The sequence below is a fragment of the Paraburkholderia sp. BR13439 genome (assembly GCF_040948805.1).
GTDB classification, from domain to species: domain Bacteria; phylum Pseudomonadota; class Gammaproteobacteria; order Burkholderiales; family Burkholderiaceae; genus Paraburkholderia; species Paraburkholderia youngii.
In genome coordinates this window covers 141,109-161,358 of the sequence record NZ_JBFPKN010000021.1, presented here as the reverse complement: position 1 = coordinate 161,358, position 20,250 = coordinate 141,109, and the positions used below count along the sequence as shown (strand labels likewise).

The following is a 20,250-nucleotide window of genomic DNA, read 5'->3' as shown; positions in this document are numbered from 1 at the left end:
AGGGCGAAGTGAAGATGGAAAAGAACTACACGCTCGAAGAACACGAGGTCCGCGACGGGTTCGTGCTGACGTGTCAGTGTCATCCGGTGAGCGAGAAGGTCGTCGTCAGTTACGACGAACGATGAGCGCAAGCGCATCACACCCCGTCTTCGATCAAAGTTCCATCTCATGTCTCATTCACTGTTCAACAAGCACCGACGGTAGGTACGGCGTCACGTGCCGCCGCGCGAAGCCGCCCATGTCTGATCGCACCGCGCAACCCTGTTGCGGATGCAACGCCTGAATCGTTCAATATCTCTACCGGAAAACACCATGACCGAAGCCTTTATCTGTGATGCCATTCGCACTCCGTTCGGACGTTATGCAGGCGTGCTGAAGGATGTTCGCGCGGACGACCTCGGCGCCGTGCCGATTCACGCGCTGATGCAGCGCAATCCGTCGGTGGACTGGCAGCAGGTCGCGGACGTCCTCTACGGATGCGCGAACCAGGCCGGCGAGGACAATCGCAACGTCGCACGCATGTCCGCTTTGCTCGCGGGCTTGCCGATCGACGTCCCCGGCTCCACGATCAACCGCCTGTGCGGCTCGGGGATGGACGCGGTGGGCAGCGCCGCGCGCGCGATCCGGGCGGGCGATGGCGACCTTTACATTGCGGGCGGCGTCGAAAGCATGACGCGCGCACCTTTCGTGGTCGGCAAGTCGGCGACGGCGTTCTCGCGCTCGGCCGAAATCCATGACACGACGATCGGCTGGCGCTTCGTCAATTCGCTGATGCGCAGCCAGTACGGCGTCGACTCGATGCCCGAAACGGCGGAAAACGTGGCCGACGACTTCGGCGTGGACCGCGACTCGCAAGACCGCTTTGCGCTGCGCAGCCAGCAACGCGCCGCGCGCGCTCAGGCGGACGGCACGCTGGCCCAGGAAATCACCGCGGTGCGCATTCCCCAAAAGAAGGGCGAACCCCTCGTGGTCGATCGCGACGAGCATCCGCGCGAGACCTCGCTCGAGGCGCTGGCGAAACTCAAAGGTGTGGTGCGCCCCAACGGCACGGTGACGGCGGGCAACGCTTCGGGTGTCAACGACGGCGCTTGCGCGCTGCTGATCGCAGGCGAAGAGGCAGCGAAGCGCAACCATCTGACGCCGCGCGCCCGCATCCTGGGCATGGCTACGGCGGGCGTCGAGCCGCGCATCATGGGCATCGGACCAGCACCGGCCACCGAGAAGCTGCTTGCGCGCCTCGGCATGACGCTCGACCAGTTCGACGTGATCGAGCTGAACGAAGCGTTCGCGTCGCAGGGTATCGCGGTGCTGCGCCGTCTCGGCGTCGCGCAAGACGATCCCCGCGTCAATCCGAACGGCGGTGCGATCGCGTTGGGCCATCCGCTCGGCGCTTCGGGTGCCCGGCTGGTCACGACGGCGACCTACGAACTCGAACGCCGCAACGCACGCTTCGCGCTTTGCACGATGTGCATCGGCGTTGGCCAGGGCATCGCGATTGCGATCGAGCGCGTTTGAGCGGAGCCACCAGCATGTCGAACGTATTGAAGACTTCCACGATCGTCGGCATCGTCGGCGCGGGCGCGATGGGTGCGGGCATCGCCCAGGTGGCCGCGCTCGCCGGACACCGGGTCGCCCTGTTCGATCTCGATGCCGCTACGGTCGCAAAGGCCATTAAGGGCATCGCCGCGAATCTCGCGAGGCTCGTCGACAAAGGCCGCCTCGACGCGACGGCTGCCGCTCAAGCGAACGGAAGGCTGTTTGCGGTCGACCAGTTGGCCGCGATGCGCGATGCGGGGCTCGTCATCGAAGCCGTCGCCGAACGGCTGGAAGTGAAGCGCAAGATTTTTGCCGAGCTCGAAGAGCACGTGGACGACGCCTGCATTCTCGCGACCAACACTTCGTCGATTTCCGTCACGGCGATCGGTGCGACGCTGAAGATTCCGTCGCGCCTCGTGGGCATGCACTTCTTCAATCCCGCGCCCGTGATGGCGCTGGTCGAAGTGGTCGGCGGCCTCGCCACATCGCCGGACGTCGCGACCTGCGTGTACGAAACGGCCGCCGCGTGGGGCAAGACGCCCGTCTACGCGCGCTCGACGCCCGGCTTCATCGTGAACCGCGTGGCACGTCCGTTTTACGCCGAAGGTCTGCGGCTTCTGAACGAGCAGGCAGCGAGTGCGGCGTCGATCGACGAGGTGATCCGCGAGGCGGGCGGCTTCCGGATGGGACCGTTCGAGCTCATGGACCTGATCGGACACGACGTCAATTTCGCGGTCACCGAGTCGGTGTTTCGTGCGTATTTCAACGATCCCCGGTTCACGCCGTCGTTGATTCAGCAGGAGCTGGTCAATGCGGGTTTTCTGGGCCGCAAATCGGGACGTGGTTTCTACGAATATGGCCCGAACGCCGCGCGCCCGAGCCCGCGGCTTGCGCCACCCGCGGATTCTCCGCGGGTCGTCAAACTGTTTCCGCAGTCCGGCGTGATCGCGCGGCTTCAACAAAGGCTGCTGGATGCCGGGCTCGTTACGGCGACGATGCCAGAAACCGAACGCGTCGACGGTGTGGTCGCGCAAATCGACGACGCGCTGCTGCGACTGACCGACGGGCGCACGGCAACTCAATGCGCTCACGACATGGATCACGACAACGTGGTGCTCGTCGACCTCGCACTCGACTACGCCGGCTGCAGCACGGTCGCGCTCGCCCGTGCGCGGCAATGCAGTGATTCGGCCTATGCGGCCGTCGTCGGCGCGATGCAGGCGGCCGGCTACTCGGTCGTGCCGATGGCCGACGTGGCCGGCATGATCGTGATGCGGACCGTCGCGATGCTGATGAACGAAGCGGCCGATGCAGTCAATCAGGGCGTGTGCACGGCCGCGGATCTCGACCTGGCGATGGAAAAAGGCGTCAACTATCCGTTGGGCCCGCTGCAGTGGGCGGATAACGCGGGCGTCGCTCTGTTCTCTACGGTACTGAGCAATCTCTGCACCCATTACGGTGAAGACCGGTACCGCGTTTCACCGCTACTAGCCGCACTTTCGTGGTCGCGTGCGTCATGGCATGCCCGCGCTGCCATCGACAGCGCAGCCTGACTCGAATCAATCCAATTCCAGTATTCCGGAGACTCCCATGGTCCGACGCACCCCTCAATCCGACGAACTCGAACCGATCGAACGCGCCAGCCGCGACGAGCTGCAGGCTCTGCAACTGACTCGCCTCAAATGGTCGGTCCGCCATGCCTACGACAACGTGGCGCATTACCGCAAGGCGTTCGATGCCGCTGGCGTGCATCCGGACGATCTGAAGGAACTGTCCGATCTGGCCAGGTTTCCGACCATGACGAAGAAGGACCTGCGCGACAACTATCCGTTCGGTCTTTTCGCCGTACCTCGCGACCAGGTGGTGCGTGTGCATGCATCCAGCGGGACCACGGGCAAGCCGACGGTCGTGGGCTACACCGCACGCGACATCGATACCTGGGCCGACATCGTCGCGCGTTCGATCCGCGCTGCCGGCGGCCGTCGCGGCGACACGCTGCACAACGCATTCGGCTATGGCCTGTTCACGGGCGGGCTGGGCATTCACTACGGTGCGGAGCGGCTCGGCTGCATGGTGGTGCCGATGTCCGGCGGCCAAACGGAAAAGCAGGTTCAGTTGATCCGCGACTTCGAACCGTCGATCATTCTGGTCACGCCGTCGTACATGCTTAACCTGATCGACGAGATGACGCGCCAAGGGATGAATCCGGCCGAATCGTCGCTGAAGGTCGGTGTCTTCGGCGGCGAGCCCTGGACCCAGGCCATGCGTAGTGAAATCGAAACGCGGGCGGGAATCGACGCGGTCGACATTTACGGCCTCTCAGAAGTGATGGGCCCTGGCGTCGCGGCGGAGTGCATCGAAAGCAAGGACGGTCCGGTGATCTGGGAAGACCACTTCTACCCGGAAATCATCGATCCCGTTACCGGTGAGGTGCTGCCGGATGGAAGCGAAGGCGAACTGGTCTTTACTTCGCTGACGAAGGAAGCCATGCCGGTCATCCGCTATCGCACGCGCGATCTGACCTCGCTGTTGCCCCCGACTTCCCGCGCGATGCGCCGGCTGGCGAAGATCACCGGACGCTCGGACGACATGCTGATCATCCGGGGCGTCAACGTGTTTCCGAGCCAGATCGAAGAGCTGATTCTCGCGATTCCCAAGCTGAGCGCGCAATATCAATTGACGGTCAAACGCGACGGGCATCTGGATTCTCTGGCGGTGTGCGTCGAAGCGCGGCCGGAGGTCGGCGAGTCGTTGAGCGACCACGATCGGACAGCGCTCGCGCGCGAACTGCAGCATCGCATCAAGACGATGGTCGGCGTCTCGACGACGGTCTCGGTCGCGCTTGCCGGACATATTCCAATGACCGCCACCGGCAAGGCGAAACGCGTCGTCGATCTGCGGGGCGCGAACCTGTAAGCATCGATCAGAGGCGCTGCGCGCGGGGACTCGCGCAACGCCCGCTCTGCCCGTTCAACGTGGCCCCGCGAGGCTGAGTTAGCCAGCGATACCGCCCTTTTGCACCGCTTTGCCTTTCTGCCGCTTCTCCGCCAGCCGGACAGAGTCCTTCGCCGGTTTAGCCTCGCGCTTGCGGCCCGCCGCCTGGGTCTCCTTCCGAAACGACGCGGCACGCGCTTCGCCTAGCGCAATCAGCGCATCGGTGAGCTGCGCCATATGCGTTTCCATCGATCTGTTGTCGCCAGATTGAAAGGAGACGAAAGCGCCGTCGAAGCCGAGCATGCCGAAATACGCCAGTTCGTCGGCGACCGCTGACGCCGCGGCGTCGCCTTCAGCGCTGAACGCGCTGCGGATCATCTCGCGCATATAGTCGCGGCCTTCGTTGCGCACGCAGGAAGTTCTCGCGGTGCTGGAACACCTCCCCTGTCTTCTTCAGATACCAGCCCAGACGCTCGCGCGACGTGCCGCCCTCCGGGGGAACCTGGTGTGGTTTCCATTCTAAAAGAATACCGCTTCGCCCCCTTTTCTACCGTATTGGATCGATCGGTTCATTACTCGCCGCGGCCTTTACCGCGCAAGTCGGCGCCAGTTGCCAGATCACTCCCGCGTGGTCGTTCGGCGGGAACTATATGTACCTGAAGGGTAACGAGGAACTCAACAACAACCACGCGCATCAGCTTGGTGCAACGCTGAACTATTCGCTCTCCAAGCGGAGCATGGTTTATGCGGAGGGCGTTTATCAGAAGGCGAGCGCAGGTTCGCAGGCTGCCATCAACGGCATCATGGGTCCCAACGGATCGTCTAGCACGACGTCGCAAGCCATTGCACGAGTTGGCCTTCGCACCGCGTTCTGATATCCGGCTGTTCTGGGCTGGACGTGGCGATCAGCAACGCTTGCGGGCGGTGACTGCGCAGCGTCGTAACCGCTTTCAACTCCATGCTGCTCGCCACACTGCCAGACGCCTGCTACTACGCCGACGATTACTCTGCCAGTTTCAAACGCATTGCCGATTGAATCAGGATGGGTAATTCATAGGTGTCTGATCACACTGCCGGCCAGCTTGCGCAGTTCGTCGAACTGCGTGGCGAGTTCGAGGCACAGCATGAACGCCAGCGATGCTGACGGTCCCGGGTAACGCTCCATCCAACGCAGCGCCGGAGTAGCGTAGCGCACGCGAATCGCATCTCGCGTCATTAGATAGGTGATTCCGGTGCCGATGAGCGCGCCCACCAGCAAGTCGGACGGATAGTGAAAGCCGAGATAGGCGCGCGGCACGCAAATGACCAGCACCGCATAGATAAGCACCAGCACACCGATGGCCCGCCACACGAGGAAGATGCCAGTCGCGATCGCCATCCATAGCATTGCGTGATCGCTTGGGAAGGAACTCCATGTCGACAGCTGTGCGTCGTCGATGACGCGACCCGCGAAGCGCAGATGCAACTCGCTGCTAAAGACGGGACGCACTCGGAACGGTAACCAGTGAGTCAGCAGCCTTCCGACGAAGAGCGCCAGGAGGCCGCTGAGAAGCGTTGCGAGCACCATTTCCCGCCGCCATTCGCGGCGATCGCCACGCTGAAACCACATCCACCACAGCAACGGTATGAGTACGAGCCCTTTGAACGTGTAGAGGTCTGCAATGACCTCTATGGTTTGGGTCGTGAGATTCCCGAAGTGGATGTTGGATAGATATGTTTCGATAGATGAATCGATGCTGTTCATTGTCTTGTAAGAATATCGAGCTGGTCCCATCGGAAATCAGCATGGTCCATTGGATGTGCCACATTTCACGACCCTTACTTTCACCGACAACTTCTACTGCACAATTTCATCGCATCCTTTTGAGGATGGCCTACTACCTGAAGAGATCAAGGAACAACGATAGTCTGCTCGATGCAAACCGTCGTATGATGCCTGGTAGAGACCGTATAACGCTCATCCGTCGTGGTGGCCTGCCGTCAAGATTCGAGCTCAGCGGGGGCGCAATTCATAGAGCCGATGTTCCGGCAAAGTCGCAACCAGTTGCCAACCATCAAGCGTCTCGGGTAGACGCCGGTACGGGTCGAGCACCGCAAGATAGACCGTCGTGAACCGGCTTTGAAGGTCCGGGAAACGATCCAGCAGTTCAGTCGACCAGGCGCGCAACATCTCGCCATCTGCTAAGACATTCGGTTTCCGGGTGGAGCTGTCGTCCTGGAACTCCCTCAATGCTACGTTCTCGCTCCGGTAAAGCACGGGTTGCTGCCCCGCTTTGAGATACAAATCCGGCACCAGAACGCCATTCACCGTTGCGAGCGCCACCACCTTGTCCAGATATGGATTCCAGCGGTGGGGGTCTTTCCATGGAGACCGGTCGGCGGTGTCCTGCTTGTACTGGAACAACACGGAACCGGCCTTCAGCGAAGCGAACGTATCGCGGTAAGCCTGAATGACAGGCCTGCCGCCACGCCAGTCTTCAGTCACAGTCATGATCCGGAAAACGAAGACAAGCGTGAGCGCGACTGCGCCGATACGTTGAAAACGTGGCGCCACCGAGGGCCGTATGCCGACCAACGCAGTCAGCAAAAACGCGAAGCTGATCGCACATCGCTCGATCACACCATAGGAAGCAAATGCGTCAAACGGTGCGAGTAGGACTACCAGTGGAAGTGAAAACACGGTTATCCGGAACTCTGGCTCGCACGTCCACCATTTCAGAACGAGACCAATGGACACGAACAGGCTCAAACCCGCCACGATCGCCACATCGCCCGCACGATTGCCCACCGAGAAGACATCGATGCAGAAAGCGAGCTTCGAAAGTACGTGGATAAGGCCGAAGTGAGTTGACCCGTGAAGGCCACCGGTGGTGCTGCGGACCAACAGTGCAAGAGGAAGCAGCAACGGAACGACGCTCGCGGCCGCGTGGCGAGCAATTGATTGACTCGAGATCTTCCCCTCGCGAAGAAGACAGCCAAGTTCCCACGTGCCTACGACCAGAGCGAAAACGGCGAGTGGAAACAGATGGCAAAAATAAATAACAAGGGCACTGCAGCAGGAGACCACGATCCGCGCGAGGGTGGCTCTGCGCAGCGCCACGTGCGCGGCGATCGCCCAAAGGGAAATGCCAAGGCCGAACAGAAAGTTATCGTAGCCGCGGATGAGTATCCAGTTATAGAGTAGCAGGAAGCTGACGAGCGGCAACCATGACCAGCGACCATTGGCAACACGGCTCAACACCAGGCAGCCCGACGTCAATAGCCCGAGTTCAGCGAGGGTAAATAGCCAGGCGGCCCATTCTGCCGGTATGAGCTTCGTGAACCACGGGAGGGTCAAGTCCATGGCAAGGTCAGGCACGGCATCCCAATGAACCACAAAGTTTCTCGCATACGAAGCCGGATGAGAAAGGATATCGACCCTGACGATATTGTAGAAGTGTTGCCCAAGAGGCGGATATAGCGTGACGAGGAATGGCACCGACGCAACCCCGGTCGCAATAAGCCACACACCCCACAGACGCACTAGCGAAATGCCAGTGTTCATCCGGTCGCTGACAGTCATCGAAACCTCGGAAGGTTGATTTGGAATTTGGAACCCTCCACGCAAGGTATTCTCGAATTGTTCTGTTCACCGAAATTTACGTGTCTCGAGGAAGCTGTCGCGCAGCTCTATTCGAGGACGCTTTCGGTCTCATAGTGCTATATGTCATTTTTTTTACAAGCATACGCGCGCGCCAACGTAGCCATTTGTACGTCACCTCACACAAAGGTGAGGACATTCCTTCGGGTCTCGCTGACGAAGGCACCCGTGAGGTTCCTGGACAGACGCAGCGCAGATGGAATGAAGCCATAAAGCAGACGAAATCGCTTTGTTACGATGAACGGCCCGGCGTCGATACTGGCGCCGTGCCCATTCGTCCGTCAGCCGAATGGCCTTCAACCCGTGAAATGCGGACTGCTGCCCCTCACGCAAACGGCGATGCGCTTCTACAAAATCGGCTATCACGATTACTGCGGCGTCGTGCTCGATCTTTCCGAACGCGAATCGCTGGTGCGCGATCTCGGCGACAACAACGCGCTGATCCTGCGCAACCACGGCTTGCTGACCATCGGCCGGACGATACCCGAAACATTCAACGCGATGCATCGGCTGGAGCTGTCGTGCAAGGCGCAGCTCGCGGCGATGGCCTGCAACACGGAGTTGAATCCGGTGCCCAAAGACGTGCTCGAAGAGAGCTACATGAACTATCAACCGCAGACGCGTCGCCCGTACGGTGTGATGGAATGGCCGGCGCTGCTGCGCAAGCTGGATCGGATCGATCCGCGTATCGGGAATGAGCGAGAGGGCGCCGCCAGCCGTGGCGGCGCCCTCTCCATACAGCCCAGCACGTCAACGGCAACGCGCTAAAGGCCTCACGCCGACGAAGAAGCCGCCCGCTCCGCTCGCCGCCGATAGAGCCCAAGCGTCGCGCCAAGCCCGCACAGCGCGGCGAAGCTGAGCCAGTAGCCGGGCGCGGCCTTGTCGTGCGTGGTTTCGATCAGGAAGGTCGACACGGCCGGCGTGAAGCCGCCGAACAGCGCCGTCGCGAGACTGAACGCCAGCGAAAAACCCGCGACGCGCACCTCCGCCGGCATGACCTCGGTGAGCGCGGCGACCATCGCGCCGTTATACATGCCGAAGAAGAACGAGAACCACAGCAGCACGCTCAGCATGCGGCCGAAGCTCGGCGCCGCGGCGAGCCACGACAGCGCCGGATACGCGGTGAAGATCGCCAGCAGGGCAATGGTCAGCAGAATCGGCTTGCGGCCGATCCGGTCCGACAGCGCGCCGCCGATCGGCAGCCAGATGAAGTTCGACACGCCCACCAGCAACGTCACCATCAGGCTATCGGACGTCGACAGTTTGAGAACGGATTTGCCGAAGGTTGGCGTGTAGACGGTGATCAGATAGAACGTGGTCGTCGTCATCGCGGTGAGCAGCATGCCCGCGATCACCGTGCGCCAGTTGCTGAGCAGCATCGCGAAGATTTCGCGCGTCTGCGGATGATGCCGGCGCGCCTCGAACGCGGCGGTTTCCTGCAGCGAGCGGCGCAGCATGAACAGGAACGGCACGATCGCGCAGCCGATGAAGAACGGAATGCGCCAGCCCCACGCGCCGATCTGCTGCGCGCTCATCCAGTGATTCAATCCGTAGCCGAGCGCCGCCGCCATCACGATCGCGACCTGCTGGCTGGCCGACTGCCAGCTCGTGTAGAAGCCCCTTGCGCCGGGCGTGGCCATTTCCGCGAGATACACCGACACGCCGCCCAGCTCGGCGCCCGCCGAGAAGCCCTGCAACAGCCGCCCGAGCAGAACGAGCGCGGGCGCGAGCAGGCCGATGGTCGCGTAACCGGGCACGCACGCGATCAGGATCGTGCCGCTCGCCATGATCGACAGCGTGACGATCAGGCCGGTACGCCGCCCCACCTTGTCGATATAGGCGCCGAGAAAGATCGCGCCCAACGGACGCATCAGAAAGCCCGCGCCGAACACGGCGAAGGTCAGCATCAGCGACGCGAACTCGCTCGACGCCGGAAAGAAAATCTTCGAGATCGACGTGGCGTAGAAGCCGAACAAAAAGAAGTCGAACTGCTCGAGGAAGTTGCCGCTCGTCACGCGCAGTACGGCCGCGGCTTTGGACGAGCGCGCCCCGACCGGCGTGCCGGCTAGTGGTTCGGTAGCGTTCATGAATATGTCCCCTGTTGTTATGCAAATATGCGGCGCGTGTCGCGCCTAGTCCGAGCCGAGACCCAAGGTATTGGGCTGGCGCTTTTCGATAGATGATTTGAGCAGCGCCGCCGAGCGGAAAATGCCGTGCGCGAACTTGCCGTACGGAAGCGTCGCGAACAAGGCGATCACGATGCCAAGATGCACCGCCAGCAGCCACGGCATCGCCGCCGTTTCGCGCAAAGCCAGCAGCCCGAGGCCCGACGCGCTGGTGAGCAACAGCAGCGCGATGAAGGCACGGTCCATCGGACGCTGACGCGCATCGCCCTGCTCCGGATGGCGCTTCAGGTTGAGCCACAGGAGCCCCAAGGGCCCGACGATCAGGCCGATCCCGCCCGCCGTGCCGAGCAATACCGGTAAGCTGAAGAACGGATACGGCGCTTCCTCGCCGAGCAGGTAGTGATAGAGCGTCGCCACCACCGTTGCCGTGAAACACAGCATGAACCCGTAGAACGTGAAGTGGTGAAATTTCCGCCGCGCGAGCGTGAAGGCATCGTTCGATTCGTTGCAGCCATCGCCATGCCCGCCGTCGAGATACTTGAGCGTCAGCGCGTTTTTCGCCGCTTCCGTCACGGCCGGCGTGCTCGCGTTCGCGGTTCCCGGCGACACGTCGCGCCAGAAGCGCGTCACGCCGATGCCGAGCGCCACGATCGCGAACAGGAAGACCGCGCCGAACATCGCCGCCAGCAGGTTGTGCGGGAAGATCGCGTAGAAGTTCGCGGGCGCGACGTTGCCGCTCAATCCGCCATGCATTGCGGTGCCGAGCAGCAGAAACAGCGCGAGCCCCGCCGCCAGCGCGACCGACAGCGTCACGCCATTGCGCTTGTACAAGCCGCCCAGCGCCTTGGGCCACGCGTATTCGGTGTAGGTTTCGAGGCGCACTTGCGCCATCGCCTTCGGCACGTTGACCGCGAATTCGTGCGGCGGCGCGTACTGGCATGCGTGGTAGCAGGCGCCGCAGTTATGGCACAGATTGGCCAGATAGTTGACGTCGGCCTTGCCGAATTCGAGGCGCCGTGTCATCGCCGGGAACACCGCGCAGAAGCCTTCGCAATAGCGGCACGCGTTGCAGATCTGCATCTGGCGCGCCACTTCGCCTTCGCTTGCGGTCAGCGGCACGATCGGAATCACGCGCGAGCCGCCGCGCGTGCGTTGCATGTCGTGCTTCGATTCGAACGCCGCGGCGCGCGTGCGTTCGGACGCGAGCGTGTCAGTTTGCTGCACAGGAAACCTCCGTAGTCTGCAGTGCGGCGCGCGCGGCCTGAGTGCCGGCAATGCGCCCGAACGCCGTGCCGATCGACATACCGACACCCGCTGTATAGCCCTTGCCGAGCACGTTGCCCGCCATCATCTCGCCCGCGACGAACAGGTTCTCGCTCGCCTCGCCGCCGAAGTGCACCTGGGCGCGGTCGTTGGTCTTCAGCCCGAGATACGTGAACGTGATGCCGGGACGCAATGCGTAGCCGTAGAACGGCGGCGTGTCGATGGGGCGGGCCCAGTGCGTCTTGGGCGGTGTGACGCCTTCCGTGTGGCAGTCGTCGAGCGAGGTGTGATCGAAGGTGCCGACCCGGCATGACTCGTTGTAACGCGACAGCGTCTCCACGAAGCGTGCTTCCGGCAGCTTCAGTTGGCGCGCGAGTTCGGGCAGCGTGTCGGCCTTCACGCCCGGAAACACCGGCGGCATGAAGCGGCCGATCGCCTTCGAATCGATGATCGAGTAGCCGATCTGTCCCGGCTGGTGCGCAACGAGGCGTCCCCAGATCGCATAGCGTTTCGGCCAGAAGTCCTCGCCTTCGTCGTAGAAGCGCTCGGCCTCGCGATTGACGACCACGCCCAGCGACACGCAGTCGATGCGCGTGCAGATGCCGCCGTCATAGAGCGGCGCGCGCGCATCGATGGCCACGCAGTGCGACTGCGACGGATCGCCGATCATGTCCGCGCCGGCATCCATCATGTGGCGGATCAGCACGCCCTTGTTGAAACGCGTGCCGCGGATCAGGAAGTTGTCGGCGGGCCATTCGCCGCGCTCGTTTTGCCCCCAGGCCTCGCGCAGCCATTCGCGGTTCGATTCGAAGCCGCCCGCCGCCAGCACGCAGGCGCGCGCCTCGAAGCGCTGGCTGCCACTCCTGGCCGCGACGAAACGGCCGCCGTCCAGTTCGAGCGAATCGACCGGCGTGTCATAGCGAATCTCGACGCCCAGCGCCTCGGCACTGCGGTAATACGCATTCACGAGCGCCTTGCCGCCACCCATGAAAAACGCGTTGGTGCGCGCCACATGCAGCGCGCCCGACAGCGGCGGCTGAAAGTGCACGCCGTGCTTTTGCATCCAGGGCCGGCACGACGACGACGCGCGAATCGTCAGGCGCGCGAGATGCTCATTCGTGATGCCGCCGGTGACCTTCAGCAGGTCTTGCCAGAATTCTTCTTCCGGATAGGCATCGACGAGCACGTCCTGCGGCGCGTCGTGCATGCAGCGCAAATTGCGGGTGTGTTGGGAATTGCCGCCGCGCCATTCGCGCGGCGCCGATTCGAGGAGCACAACCGACGCGCCGGCTTCGCGCGCCATCAATGCCGCGCAAAGCGCCGCATTGCCTCCTCCGATTACGAGTACGTCGACCATCTTGTGGTCCTCCTTTCGGACGCACTCTAAAGGTCGCGCTCGTCCTCCGCCATCAGCGGGCCGTCAACAGGCCTTCAGTTTTTGTGAAGCCCTCCGACTGACGCAGGCGCGCGCCGTGCCAGCGGCCTTCGCGCACCAGTTCGCGCGCGACGTCGGCGAGCACCACGCGCGCGGCGAGCCCCGCAGGTGAAAGCTCGTCGTCGGAGATGCTCGCGATCATATTGGGCCGCACGGCGAAGCTTTCGGACACGGGCACGCTAGCCAGTACCGCGTTCTCCGGCCGCGCGAGTACGGCGCCGGGCTGGATGGTCGCGGCGATGCCCGTGCGCACGACGTCCATCAGCAGCGCGAGGCCGTCTACTTCGGCCGCGATGTTCGGTTCATATTTGGCCCGCTTGAACGCGGCGGACAGCAGCGAGCGCAGGCCGTGCGCGCCGCTCGGAAGAACGAGGGGAAGCTTGCCGAGTTGCCCGAGACGCACGCTCGCGCCCGACGGCATGCCTTCGAGCTCGTGCCGGCCGATCACGAACAGCCGCTCGTCGAGCAGCGACACGACGCTCCAGCGCTGCGCGGGCTCCGGGCGAAACAGCACGGCAAGATCGATCTGGCGTGCGCTCAGCATCGACGCGAGATAGCCGGACAGGCTTTCGACGATGCGCAGCCGCACGTCGGGATAGCGCGCGCGCATGGCCTGCATGAAGGGGACCCCGAGCACGCTGGCGGTGCTGGGCGCCATGCCGACGCTGACGTGGCCCGAGAGCCGGGCAGCGCGCGCGGCGAGCGCCGCGTCGTCGATATGACGCAGCGCGAGTTGCGCCTGACGCCAGAACGCGAGACCGGCATCGGTCGGCACGACGCCGCTGGAGGTGCGCTGCAAAAGGCGCGTCGACAGTTCGCCTTCGAGGCGGCTGATCTGCTGACTCAGCGCGGAAGTGACGACGCCGAGCTCCAGCGCGGCCTTCCCCATGCTGCCGTGTTCGACGACGCTGAGGAAATAGCGTAGTTGTCTGAGTTCCATTTCACGATCGGCCTGGACGAGAATCGGGGCTATTGTCGCAGATTGGAAATGGGTACTGACGGCGGGTCACGGCTCGCGTTTACGTTTTTCGCCGGTCATCCGCCTGATGATCGCAAGCAGTTCCTCGATATCGACGGGTTTGACGAGATGCGTATCACACCCCGCCTCCGCTGAGTGAGCCACGTCCTCAGGCTGTCCGTATCCCGAGACGGCGACGATTTCAACGCGCTTGCCGGCCGCCTGATGATCCCTCAGCCGACGCGCCACCTCATAGCCGCTGATTCCCGGCAGCCCAAGGTCGAGGAACACGATCTGCGGCTCGAACGCTGCGGCGATCTGAAGCGCGTCTTCGCCGCTGTGCGCGGTGCGCACATCGTGCGCGTCGAGAATCATCGCGAGCGACACAGCGGCATCGCTGTTATCGTCGACGATCAGAACCCGCAGACGGTCGGACGCCGGCAGACCGGCTTCGGCACCGTCCTTCGCGTCCTGATCGCGGCCCTGGCACACGGGTAGACGTATTTCGAATTCACTGCCTCTGTTCTTGCCTGCGCTCCTCGCGGCAATGGTCCCGCCGTGCATCTCGGTCAGCGTCTTGCACACCGACAATCCGATCCCAAGACCGCCCCTCGATGGCTCGCCGTGGCAGGAACCCTGTACGAACAGATCGAACACGTGAGGCAGTGCGTCGTCCGAAATGCCCGTGCCGGTGTCCGACACCGTCACGGAGACTTCCCGGCCGACGAGCGTCGCGCTTACGACGATCCTGCCGCCGTCGTCGGTGTATTTGATCGCGTTATCGAGCAGATTCGAAAATGTCTGCGTGATCCGCGCCGGGTCGCCGTGCACGTACACCGGGTGCTCCAGCGGCAGACGCACGATGTCGTGATGCCGCTGCGACGCAGCCGGCATCGTGATCTCGAGAGCGTGGTCGAGTGCCAGCCTGATATCGAAGACCTCGCGCTTCAACTCGATCTTGCCGGTGGTGATTCTCGATACATCGAGCAGGTCGTCGATCAGATGCGACAGATGACCGGTCTGCCGTTCGATCACATTGCGCAGCCACTCGCGTTTGGCGGGATCCGCTCCCGCGCTGTGACCCAGCAGATGCGCGGCGTTGCGCACGGGCGCCAACGGATTGCGCAGCTCGTGCGCGAGCGTGGCCAGAAAGATGTCCTTGCGGCGATCGGCGTCGCGCAGTTTCGCCTCCGCGTCGGCCCGCTCCGTCACGTCGCACAAACTGCCGATGAACGTGTAATCGTCCTGATGAATGGGCGGTCGCAGATACCCGAACATTTCGACGGTCCTCAGCGCACGATCGCTTATGCGGTGCAGCCGGAACGCGACATGCACCGGTTCGCCGGAGACCCGCCGGGCCTGGAAATGGCGTCGCAGCAGTTCGACATCGTCCGGATGAACGACCGACGTCATGAACTCGGTTTCCGTCAACGGGCCCCTGTCCTCGGGCTGCCCGGTGATTTCGTACATCCGGCGGTTTTCCCACACGCCTTGTCGCGACGCGCCACACCACTCGAAGATGCCGATGCCGGCCGCGCTCGTCGCGACACGCAGGCGCTCCTCCGTGAGCTTCAGCGCGGTCAGCGCGGTGTGCAGGCTGTCCTGTGCCGCCGCCACCTCGGCCGCCCGACGTTGCATGTACGCCTCGATCGCGTTTTCGATCATCGCGCGAAAGGTGCGCTCGACAACGTCGTGCGCCCGCATGTGAACGTCGACGGAAGCGGCAACGGGACCGAAATACGCGCGGATCTCGTGCTTCAGAAAGCGCTGCATCAGATCCATGTTGCGAAACAGATCCGTGACCCGCCAGTCGTCCGGCCAGAACCTGCCGGGCTGCGCGATACCTACGTGATCGGTTAAAGACGCGTCGCTGTCGGCGACCAGCAAGGAAGCGCATACCTCGGCCAGCATGTAGGCGAAACAGGCAGTCAGTCCCTGCCCGCTGTCCGCACCGGGGTGCGTGCCCTGCTCCGAAGTCTCGGCGATCCAGCGCTGCATCAGCTGCCCACGGGTACGCCCCAGCCTGCGCGCCAGCCCATTTAGCGTGATCGCGCCTCGGCAATCCTGGTCGAAATCCCGTTTCATCGAGGCGCCCCCGGACAAGCGCGATGAGCCCGCGATGCCGCCCTGGCACGCTGGCTTATGTCATTCAACTTCTCTCTCATGGCCCGTTTTTTATCGGATATGTCGCTTGCGACTATTAATAGTATCGATCGGCCGAGGTTTGGGCCCCGGCCCGCCGCAAATCGCCTCACACTGTACCTGCTGCGGGGCGGCGGTTTAACCGAGACAAACCCGCAGCCGCGTCTGGCGAGGCTAGACCAAACGCGTGACACTTACGGGTAAGATTGCCGGAACGCGATCAAGACGCGAAGGAGCCGTGACGATGGAGGAACCTCGGAACTCGACGCGGCACAAGGGCCCCAAGGTCGCGTTTGCCCTGCAAGGCGGCGGTTCGCACGGCGCGTTCACGTGGGGTGTGCTGGACCGTCTGCTGGAGGCCTCGTCGCAGGCAATGCCACTCGATATCGCGGCAATCAGCGGCGCGAGCGCGGGCGGCATCAATGCGACGCTGTGCGCGGCGGGTCTCGCAACCAGCGGGGCAACGAAAGCACGCGACATGCTGCGCGCGTTTTGGGAAGCGGTATCGCGCGCCGGCGCGCTGGCGGGCAACGCGCTCCTCGGCTTTTCCGAACCTGGCCCATTCGGCGGCTGGAATATCGACTGGAATCCCGCCGCCATCATGCTGGAGGCCGTCGGACTCGTCGCTTCGCCTTATGGCAATCCGTTCTACCGCGATCCGCTCGGGCCGGTGATCCGTTCCGCGCTCCCCGAGCACGATCTCGCCGCGCTCAATACGACGCTCGACGGCCCGCAACTATTCATTTGCGCAACCGACGTACGAACCAACCAACGCGCAATCTTCACCCGCCCCGCTATTTCGATTGACGTATTGCGCGCTTCCGCATGCCTACCGAACGAGTTTCGCACCGTCAGCGTGGACGGCATACCGTACTGGGATGGTGGTTATCTGGGCAACCCGCCTTTGGCGCCGTTGATCGAGCATGCCCAGGACCTGATTCTCGTGCTCGCGAATCCGTTCGTGCGCCACGATATGCCGCCCAAAGATGCGCGCGGCATTCTCGAACGGCTCAATGAAATCGGTTTCAACGCGTCCGTGGTGCTGGAGATCAACGCGATCGAAGCGGTCAACCACGTGCTCGATTCGGTCGGCGAGGAAGCGGCGAGCAAGAGCCGCTACAAGCCCGTCAGGTTTCACCTGATTCGCGACGACGAATTTCTGGCGAAGTTCGGATTCGTGTCGAAGAGCAGCACGTCCTGGTCATTGCTCAGCACGCTGTTCGAGCGTGGCCGTGAAGTCGCCGACGTATGGCTCAAGGGCGGCTACGCGAAGCTCGGGCAAGCGTCTTCCGTCGACGTCAAGGCTTCGTTGATCGATCCGACGCTTAAGCACAGCGGCAACGCGAGCGCGCGACGAAACTGACATGGACGGACGGCGCATTTGACGACATCGCGTAGCAGGCTGGCGCGCTCAGCCTGCGGTGCTGTCAATCGCCTGCCCGCGAGATGACCTTGGCGATAGCCTGCGACGCCGTCGCAACGTTGTTGTCATTGAGCGCGGCGACGCACATGCGCCCGGACCGGATCAGGTAGACGCCGTGCCGTTCGCGCAGCGTGTCGACCTGGTCCGCCGACAGCCCCGTGTACGTGAACATGCCGCGCTGCTCGAGGTAGCGCGCGAGCATCGTGTCCGGCACCTTGCCGCGCAGGCGTTCATGGATCTCCGCGCGCATCCGCATGATGCGCCGGCACATCGAGGCAAGCTCCTGTTCCCACGATTGCCGCAGCGCCGGTGTGGTCAGCACGCGTGCTACGATCTTCGCGCCATGCGTCGGCGGATTGCTGTAGTTCGCGCGCACAGCGCTCGTCAATTGACCCAATACGCGCGCGGCAATATCCGGCGACTCGCAAATCACCGACAGTCCGCCGCACCGCTCGCCATACAGCGAGAAGTTCTTCGAGAACGAATTGGCCACCAACGCCGGCACGTTCTGGCGCACCAGTTCACGAATCGCGAATGCGTCGGCGTCGATACCAGCGCCGAAGCCTTGGTACGCCATGTCGATAAAGGGCAGCAGGTTCCGCTTTCCAATGACCTCGATAAGCTGGACCCATTGCGCGTCGTTCAGATCGACACCCGTCGGGTTGTGACAGCACGCGTGCAGCAGGACGACGCTGCGCGCAGGCAGAGCGTCGATGGCCGATAGCATCTCTTCGAACTTCAGACCGCCGCTCGACTCGTCGTAGTACGGGTACGCATTGACTTCGAATCCGGCGCGTTCGAAGATGAAGCGGTGGTTTTCCCACGTCGGATCGCTGACCCATACCCGCGAGCCCGCAAAGTAGCGCTTGATGAAATCCGCACCGACCTTCAGCGCGCCCGAGCCGCCCAAGGTCTGCACGGTCGCGATGCGCCCCTCGGTACGCGCCGACGAGTCGTCGCCGAACACCAGCGATTGCACGGCATCGCGGTAGTGGGCGAAGCCCGCCATCGGCAGGTATGGCTTGGGACCGAGCTCGGCGAGCAGTTGTCCTTCGGCCTCGCGTACCGCTTGCATCACCGGCAAGCGGCCTTGATCGTCATAGTAAATGCCGATGCTCAGATTGACCTTGTGGTCGCGCGAATCCTTCGCGAAGTTTTCGTTCAAAGTGAGGATCGGGTCGCCCGCATAGGCATCGATATGTTCAAACATGCTAGTTCCTTGAATCAGGCCAAAAGATTGCAAAAGCGCGGTGCCTAGCGCGTCGGCACGCCAACGCCAACCGAGGCGCCCGCCCGCCTGTTGCGCATGCGATAGCCGACGCCCAGCGCAACGAGCCAAACGGGGATCAGATAGACCGACATGCGCAGATCCGGTATCAGCCACATCACGACCAGAATGCCGGCAAGGAAGATCAGGCAAAGATAGTTGGTAAGCGGATAACCGAGGCTGCGGAATAGGGTCGTCTCACCGGCGCGCGCTTTCGCAGCGCGGAAACGCAAATGAATGATGCTGATCATTGCCCAGTTGATGATCAGCGCCGAGACGACGAGCCCCATCAGCAGCTCGAATGCCTTGCCCGGCATCAGATAGTTGATTACCACGCAGGCGGCCGTCGCCACGGCGGACACACCCAGCGCGACGAGCGGAATCCCGCGCGCGTTGACCTTCAGCAGAGCGCGCGGCGCATTGCCCTGGCCTGCGAGGCCGTAAAGCATGCGGCTGTTGCAATAGACACCGCTGTTGTACACCGACAGCGCGGCGGTGAGCACCACCGCATTGAGCACGTTGGCGACGAAGTTGCTATTCATCGCGTGAAAGATCAGCACGAACGGACTACCGCCCGCGACGACTTTTTCCCACGGATACAGCGACAGCAGCACGCCGAGTGCGCCGACGTAGAAAATCAGGATCCGGTAGATCACCTGGTTGGTCGCGCGCGGAATCGTGTGCGAAGGATCTTCGGCCTCGGCGGCCGTAATGCCGACGAGCTCCAGTCCACCGAACGAGAACATGATGACGGCCATCGCCATCACGAGACCCGACACGCCGTTCGGGAAGAAGCCGCCGTGGCGCCACAGATTGGCCACACCCGCCTCAGGACCCGCATGGCCCGAAATCAGCAGATAGCCGCCGAAGCCGATCATGCCAACGATCGCCGCGACCTTGACGATCGAGAACCAGAATTCGAGTTCGCCGTATGACTTCACGCTCGTGAGGTTGATCGCGTTGATCACGCCGAAGCACACGAGTGCGGAGACCCACGTTGGCAGTCCTGGCCACCAATACTGCATGTAGATGCCAACGGCCGACAGTTCCGCCATGGACACGAGCACGTACAGCACCCAGTAATTCCACCCGGAAACAAAGCCAGAGAATTGCCCGCAGTACTTTCCTGCGAAGTAACTGAAAGAACCTGCGACGGGTTCGTCGACGACCATTTCGCCGAGTTGCCGCATGATAAAGAAAGCGACGATGCCCGCGATCGCGTACCCAAGCAACACGGACGGCCCTGCCGTCTTGATGGTCTGCGCGATGCCGAGAAACAGGCCCGTGCCGATTGCGCCTCCTAGCGCGATCAACTGAATGTGACGATTCTTCAGGCCGCGCTTTAGCGTGCCCTGTTCCTGGTGTGCCACGATGTTGTCTCCTGTGTCCTGCGGTTGGTTCTGGACGCCACGCTTCGCTTTTTTCGCCTGCTCGGGTCAGAGCAGGCGAAATATGCCGAGGCCTCACAGCCGACGCTTGTGACGCCGGTGCCGTGTCTTGCTGGGATAGGTATGGTTGAAGCGGCG

Annotated in this window: 15 protein-coding genes and 2 pseudogenes; 7 read left to right on the top strand and 10 right to left on the bottom strand. The window is 62.8% G+C overall.

Translation table 11 applies throughout. The annotated features are described in order from the left end of the window. From AB3X96_RS32695 to paaK, 4 genes and pseudogenes are all read left to right on the top strand, one after another. A pseudogene (locus tag AB3X96_RS32695) lies at positions 1–125 on the top strand (phenylacetic acid degradation protein); the annotation flags it as partial. Between the two features lie 187 nt (positions 126–312). After that, positions 313–1,515, top strand: coding sequence for a 3-oxoadipyl-CoA thiolase (gene pcaF / locus AB3X96_RS32690; protein WP_368592901.1), 1,203 nt, complete (start codon positions 313–315; stop codon positions 1,513–1,515). A gap of 14 nt (positions 1,516–1,529) precedes the next feature. Further along, positions 1,530–3,089 carry a 3-hydroxyacyl-CoA dehydrogenase PaaH gene (gene paaH, locus AB3X96_RS32685; RefSeq protein WP_368592900.1) on the top strand — a complete coding sequence of 520 codons (1,560 nt, stop codon included), beginning with the start codon at positions 1,530–1,532 and terminating at the stop codon, positions 3,087–3,089. 37 nt (positions 3,090–3,126) lie between these two features. Further along, positions 3,127–4,452: a phenylacetate--CoA ligase PaaK gene (gene paaK, locus AB3X96_RS32680; RefSeq protein ID WP_176368656.1), complete on the top strand. Its 1,326-nt coding sequence runs from the start codon at positions 3,127–3,129 to the stop codon at positions 4,450–4,452. Between the two features lie 78 nt (positions 4,453–4,530). On the opposite strand, the gene AB3X96_RS32675 is transcribed toward paaK, so the two are convergent. Next, positions 4,531–4,881, bottom strand: a complete 351-nt coding sequence (locus AB3X96_RS32675) for a hypothetical protein (protein WP_368592899.1) — start codon at positions 4,879–4,881, stop codon at positions 4,531–4,533. A gap of 71 nt (positions 4,882–4,952) precedes the next feature. Between AB3X96_RS32675 and AB3X96_RS32670 the strand changes: the two genes are divergently transcribed. Then, entirely contained in the window at positions 4,953–5,345 is a 393-nt protein-coding gene (locus tag AB3X96_RS32670) for a porin (protein ID WP_368592898.1), read from the top strand. A 176-nt stretch (positions 5,346–5,521) separates the two neighbouring features. On the opposite strand, the gene AB3X96_RS32665 is transcribed toward AB3X96_RS32670, so the two are convergent. Both AB3X96_RS32665 and AB3X96_RS32660 read right to left on the bottom strand, forming a co-directional pair. After that, the gene (locus AB3X96_RS32665; RefSeq protein ID WP_368592897.1) at positions 5,522–6,214 is read right to left on the bottom strand and encodes a phosphatase PAP2 family protein; all 693 of its coding nucleotides are present in this window, start codon (positions 6,212–6,214) and stop codon (positions 5,522–5,524) included. Positions 6,215–6,463: 249 nt separating this feature from the next. Next, the gene (locus AB3X96_RS32660; RefSeq protein WP_368592896.1) at positions 6,464–8,032 is read right to left on the bottom strand and encodes a hypothetical protein; all 1,569 of its coding nucleotides are present in this window, start codon (positions 8,030–8,032) and stop codon (positions 6,464–6,466) included. Positions 8,033–8,413: 381 nt separating this feature from the next. On the opposite strand from AB3X96_RS32660, the pseudogene AB3X96_RS32655 reads away from it, so the two are divergent. Then, a pseudogene (locus AB3X96_RS32655) lies at positions 8,414–8,806 on the top strand (class II aldolase/adducin family protein); the annotation flags it as partial. A 77-nt stretch (positions 8,807–8,883) separates the two neighbouring features. Here AB3X96_RS32655 and AB3X96_RS32650 read toward each other — a convergent pair. The 5 genes from AB3X96_RS32650 to AB3X96_RS32630 form a co-directional block, all read right to left on the bottom strand. Further along, positions 8,884–10,197 carry an MFS transporter gene (locus AB3X96_RS32650; RefSeq protein ID WP_368592895.1) on the bottom strand — a complete coding sequence of 438 codons (1,314 nt, stop codon included), beginning with the start codon at positions 10,195–10,197 and terminating at the stop codon, positions 8,884–8,886. Positions 10,198–10,242: 45 nt separating this feature from the next. After that, positions 10,243–11,460 carry a tricarballylate utilization 4Fe-4S protein TcuB gene (gene tcuB, locus AB3X96_RS32645; RefSeq protein WP_368592894.1) on the bottom strand — a complete coding sequence of 406 codons (1,218 nt, stop codon included), beginning with the start codon at positions 11,458–11,460 and terminating at the stop codon, positions 10,243–10,245. Next, positions 11,447–12,856, bottom strand: a complete 1,410-nt coding sequence (gene tcuA, locus AB3X96_RS32640; RefSeq protein ID WP_368592893.1) for an FAD-dependent tricarballylate dehydrogenase TcuA — start codon at positions 12,854–12,856, stop codon at positions 11,447–11,449. The genes tcuB and tcuA overlap by 14 nt, the downstream gene beginning before the upstream one ends. Positions 12,857–12,908: 52 nt before the next feature. Next, the gene (locus tag AB3X96_RS32635) at positions 12,909–13,874 is read right to left on the bottom strand and encodes a LysR family transcriptional regulator (protein ID WP_368592892.1); all 966 of its coding nucleotides are present in this window, start codon (positions 13,872–13,874) and stop codon (positions 12,909–12,911) included. 66 nt (positions 13,875–13,940) lie between these two features. Continuing rightward, a complete protein-coding gene (locus AB3X96_RS32630; RefSeq protein WP_368592891.1) occupies positions 13,941–15,977 on the bottom strand; it encodes an ATP-binding protein in 2,037 nt (678 codons plus the stop codon). A 301-nt stretch (positions 15,978–16,278) separates the two neighbouring features. On the opposite strand from AB3X96_RS32630, the gene AB3X96_RS32625 reads away from it, so the two are divergent. Then, entirely contained in the window at positions 16,279–17,397 is a 1,119-nt protein-coding gene (locus tag AB3X96_RS32625) for a patatin-like phospholipase family protein (RefSeq protein WP_368592890.1), read from the top strand. Positions 17,398–17,461: 64 nt separating this feature from the next. Here the strand turns inward: AB3X96_RS32625 and AB3X96_RS32620 are convergent, their stop codons facing one another. Both AB3X96_RS32620 and AB3X96_RS32615 read right to left on the bottom strand, forming a co-directional pair. Further along, on the bottom strand, positions 17,462–18,667 hold the full coding sequence (locus AB3X96_RS32620) for an amino acid aminotransferase (protein WP_368592889.1): 1,206 nt from the start codon (positions 18,665–18,667) through the stop codon (positions 17,462–17,464). Between the two features lie 44 nt (positions 18,668–18,711). Continuing rightward, positions 18,712–20,097 carry an amino acid permease gene (locus AB3X96_RS32615; RefSeq protein WP_368592906.1) on the bottom strand — a complete coding sequence of 462 codons (1,386 nt, stop codon included), beginning with the start codon at positions 20,095–20,097 and terminating at the stop codon, positions 18,712–18,714. Positions 20,098–20,250: the final 153 nt, after the last annotated feature.

What these genes read in the sequence shown, in the direction of transcription:
- pcaF (WP_368592901.1), top strand. Translation starts at nt 313, where the DNA reads ATGACCGAAGCCTTTATCTGTGATGCCATTCGCACTCCGTTCGGACGT.
- paaH (WP_368592900.1), top strand. Translation starts at nt 1,530, where the DNA reads ATGTCGAACGTATTGAAGACTTCCACGATCGTCGGCATCGTCGGCGCG.
- paaK (WP_176368656.1), top strand. Translation starts at nt 3,127, where the DNA reads ATGGTCCGACGCACCCCTCAATCCGACGAACTCGAACCGATCGAACGC.
- AB3X96_RS32665 (WP_368592897.1), bottom strand. Translation starts at nt 6,214, where the DNA reads ATGAACAGCATCGATTCATCTATCGAAACATATCTATCCAACATCCAC.
- AB3X96_RS32660 (WP_368592896.1), bottom strand. Translation starts at nt 8,032, where the DNA reads ATGACTGTCAGCGACCGGATGAACACTGGCATTTCGCTAGTGCGTCTG.
- AB3X96_RS32650 (WP_368592895.1), bottom strand. Translation starts at nt 10,197, where the DNA reads ATGAACGCTACCGAACCACTAGCCGGCACGCCGGTCGGGGCGCGCTCG.
- tcuA (WP_368592893.1), bottom strand. Translation starts at nt 12,856, where the DNA reads ATGGTCGACGTACTCGTAATCGGAGGAGGCAATGCGGCGCTTTGCGCG.
- AB3X96_RS32635 (WP_368592892.1), bottom strand. Translation starts at nt 13,874, where the DNA reads ATGGAACTCAGACAACTACGCTATTTCCTCAGCGTCGTCGAACACGGC.
- AB3X96_RS32630 (WP_368592891.1), bottom strand. Translation starts at nt 15,977, where the DNA reads ATGAAACGGGATTTCGACCAGGATTGCCGAGGCGCGATCACGCTAAAT.
- AB3X96_RS32625 (WP_368592890.1), top strand. Translation starts at nt 16,279, where the DNA reads ATGGAGGAACCTCGGAACTCGACGCGGCACAAGGGCCCCAAGGTCGCG.
- AB3X96_RS32620 (WP_368592889.1), bottom strand. Translation starts at nt 18,667, where the DNA reads ATGTTTGAACATATCGATGCCTATGCGGGCGACCCGATCCTCACTTTG.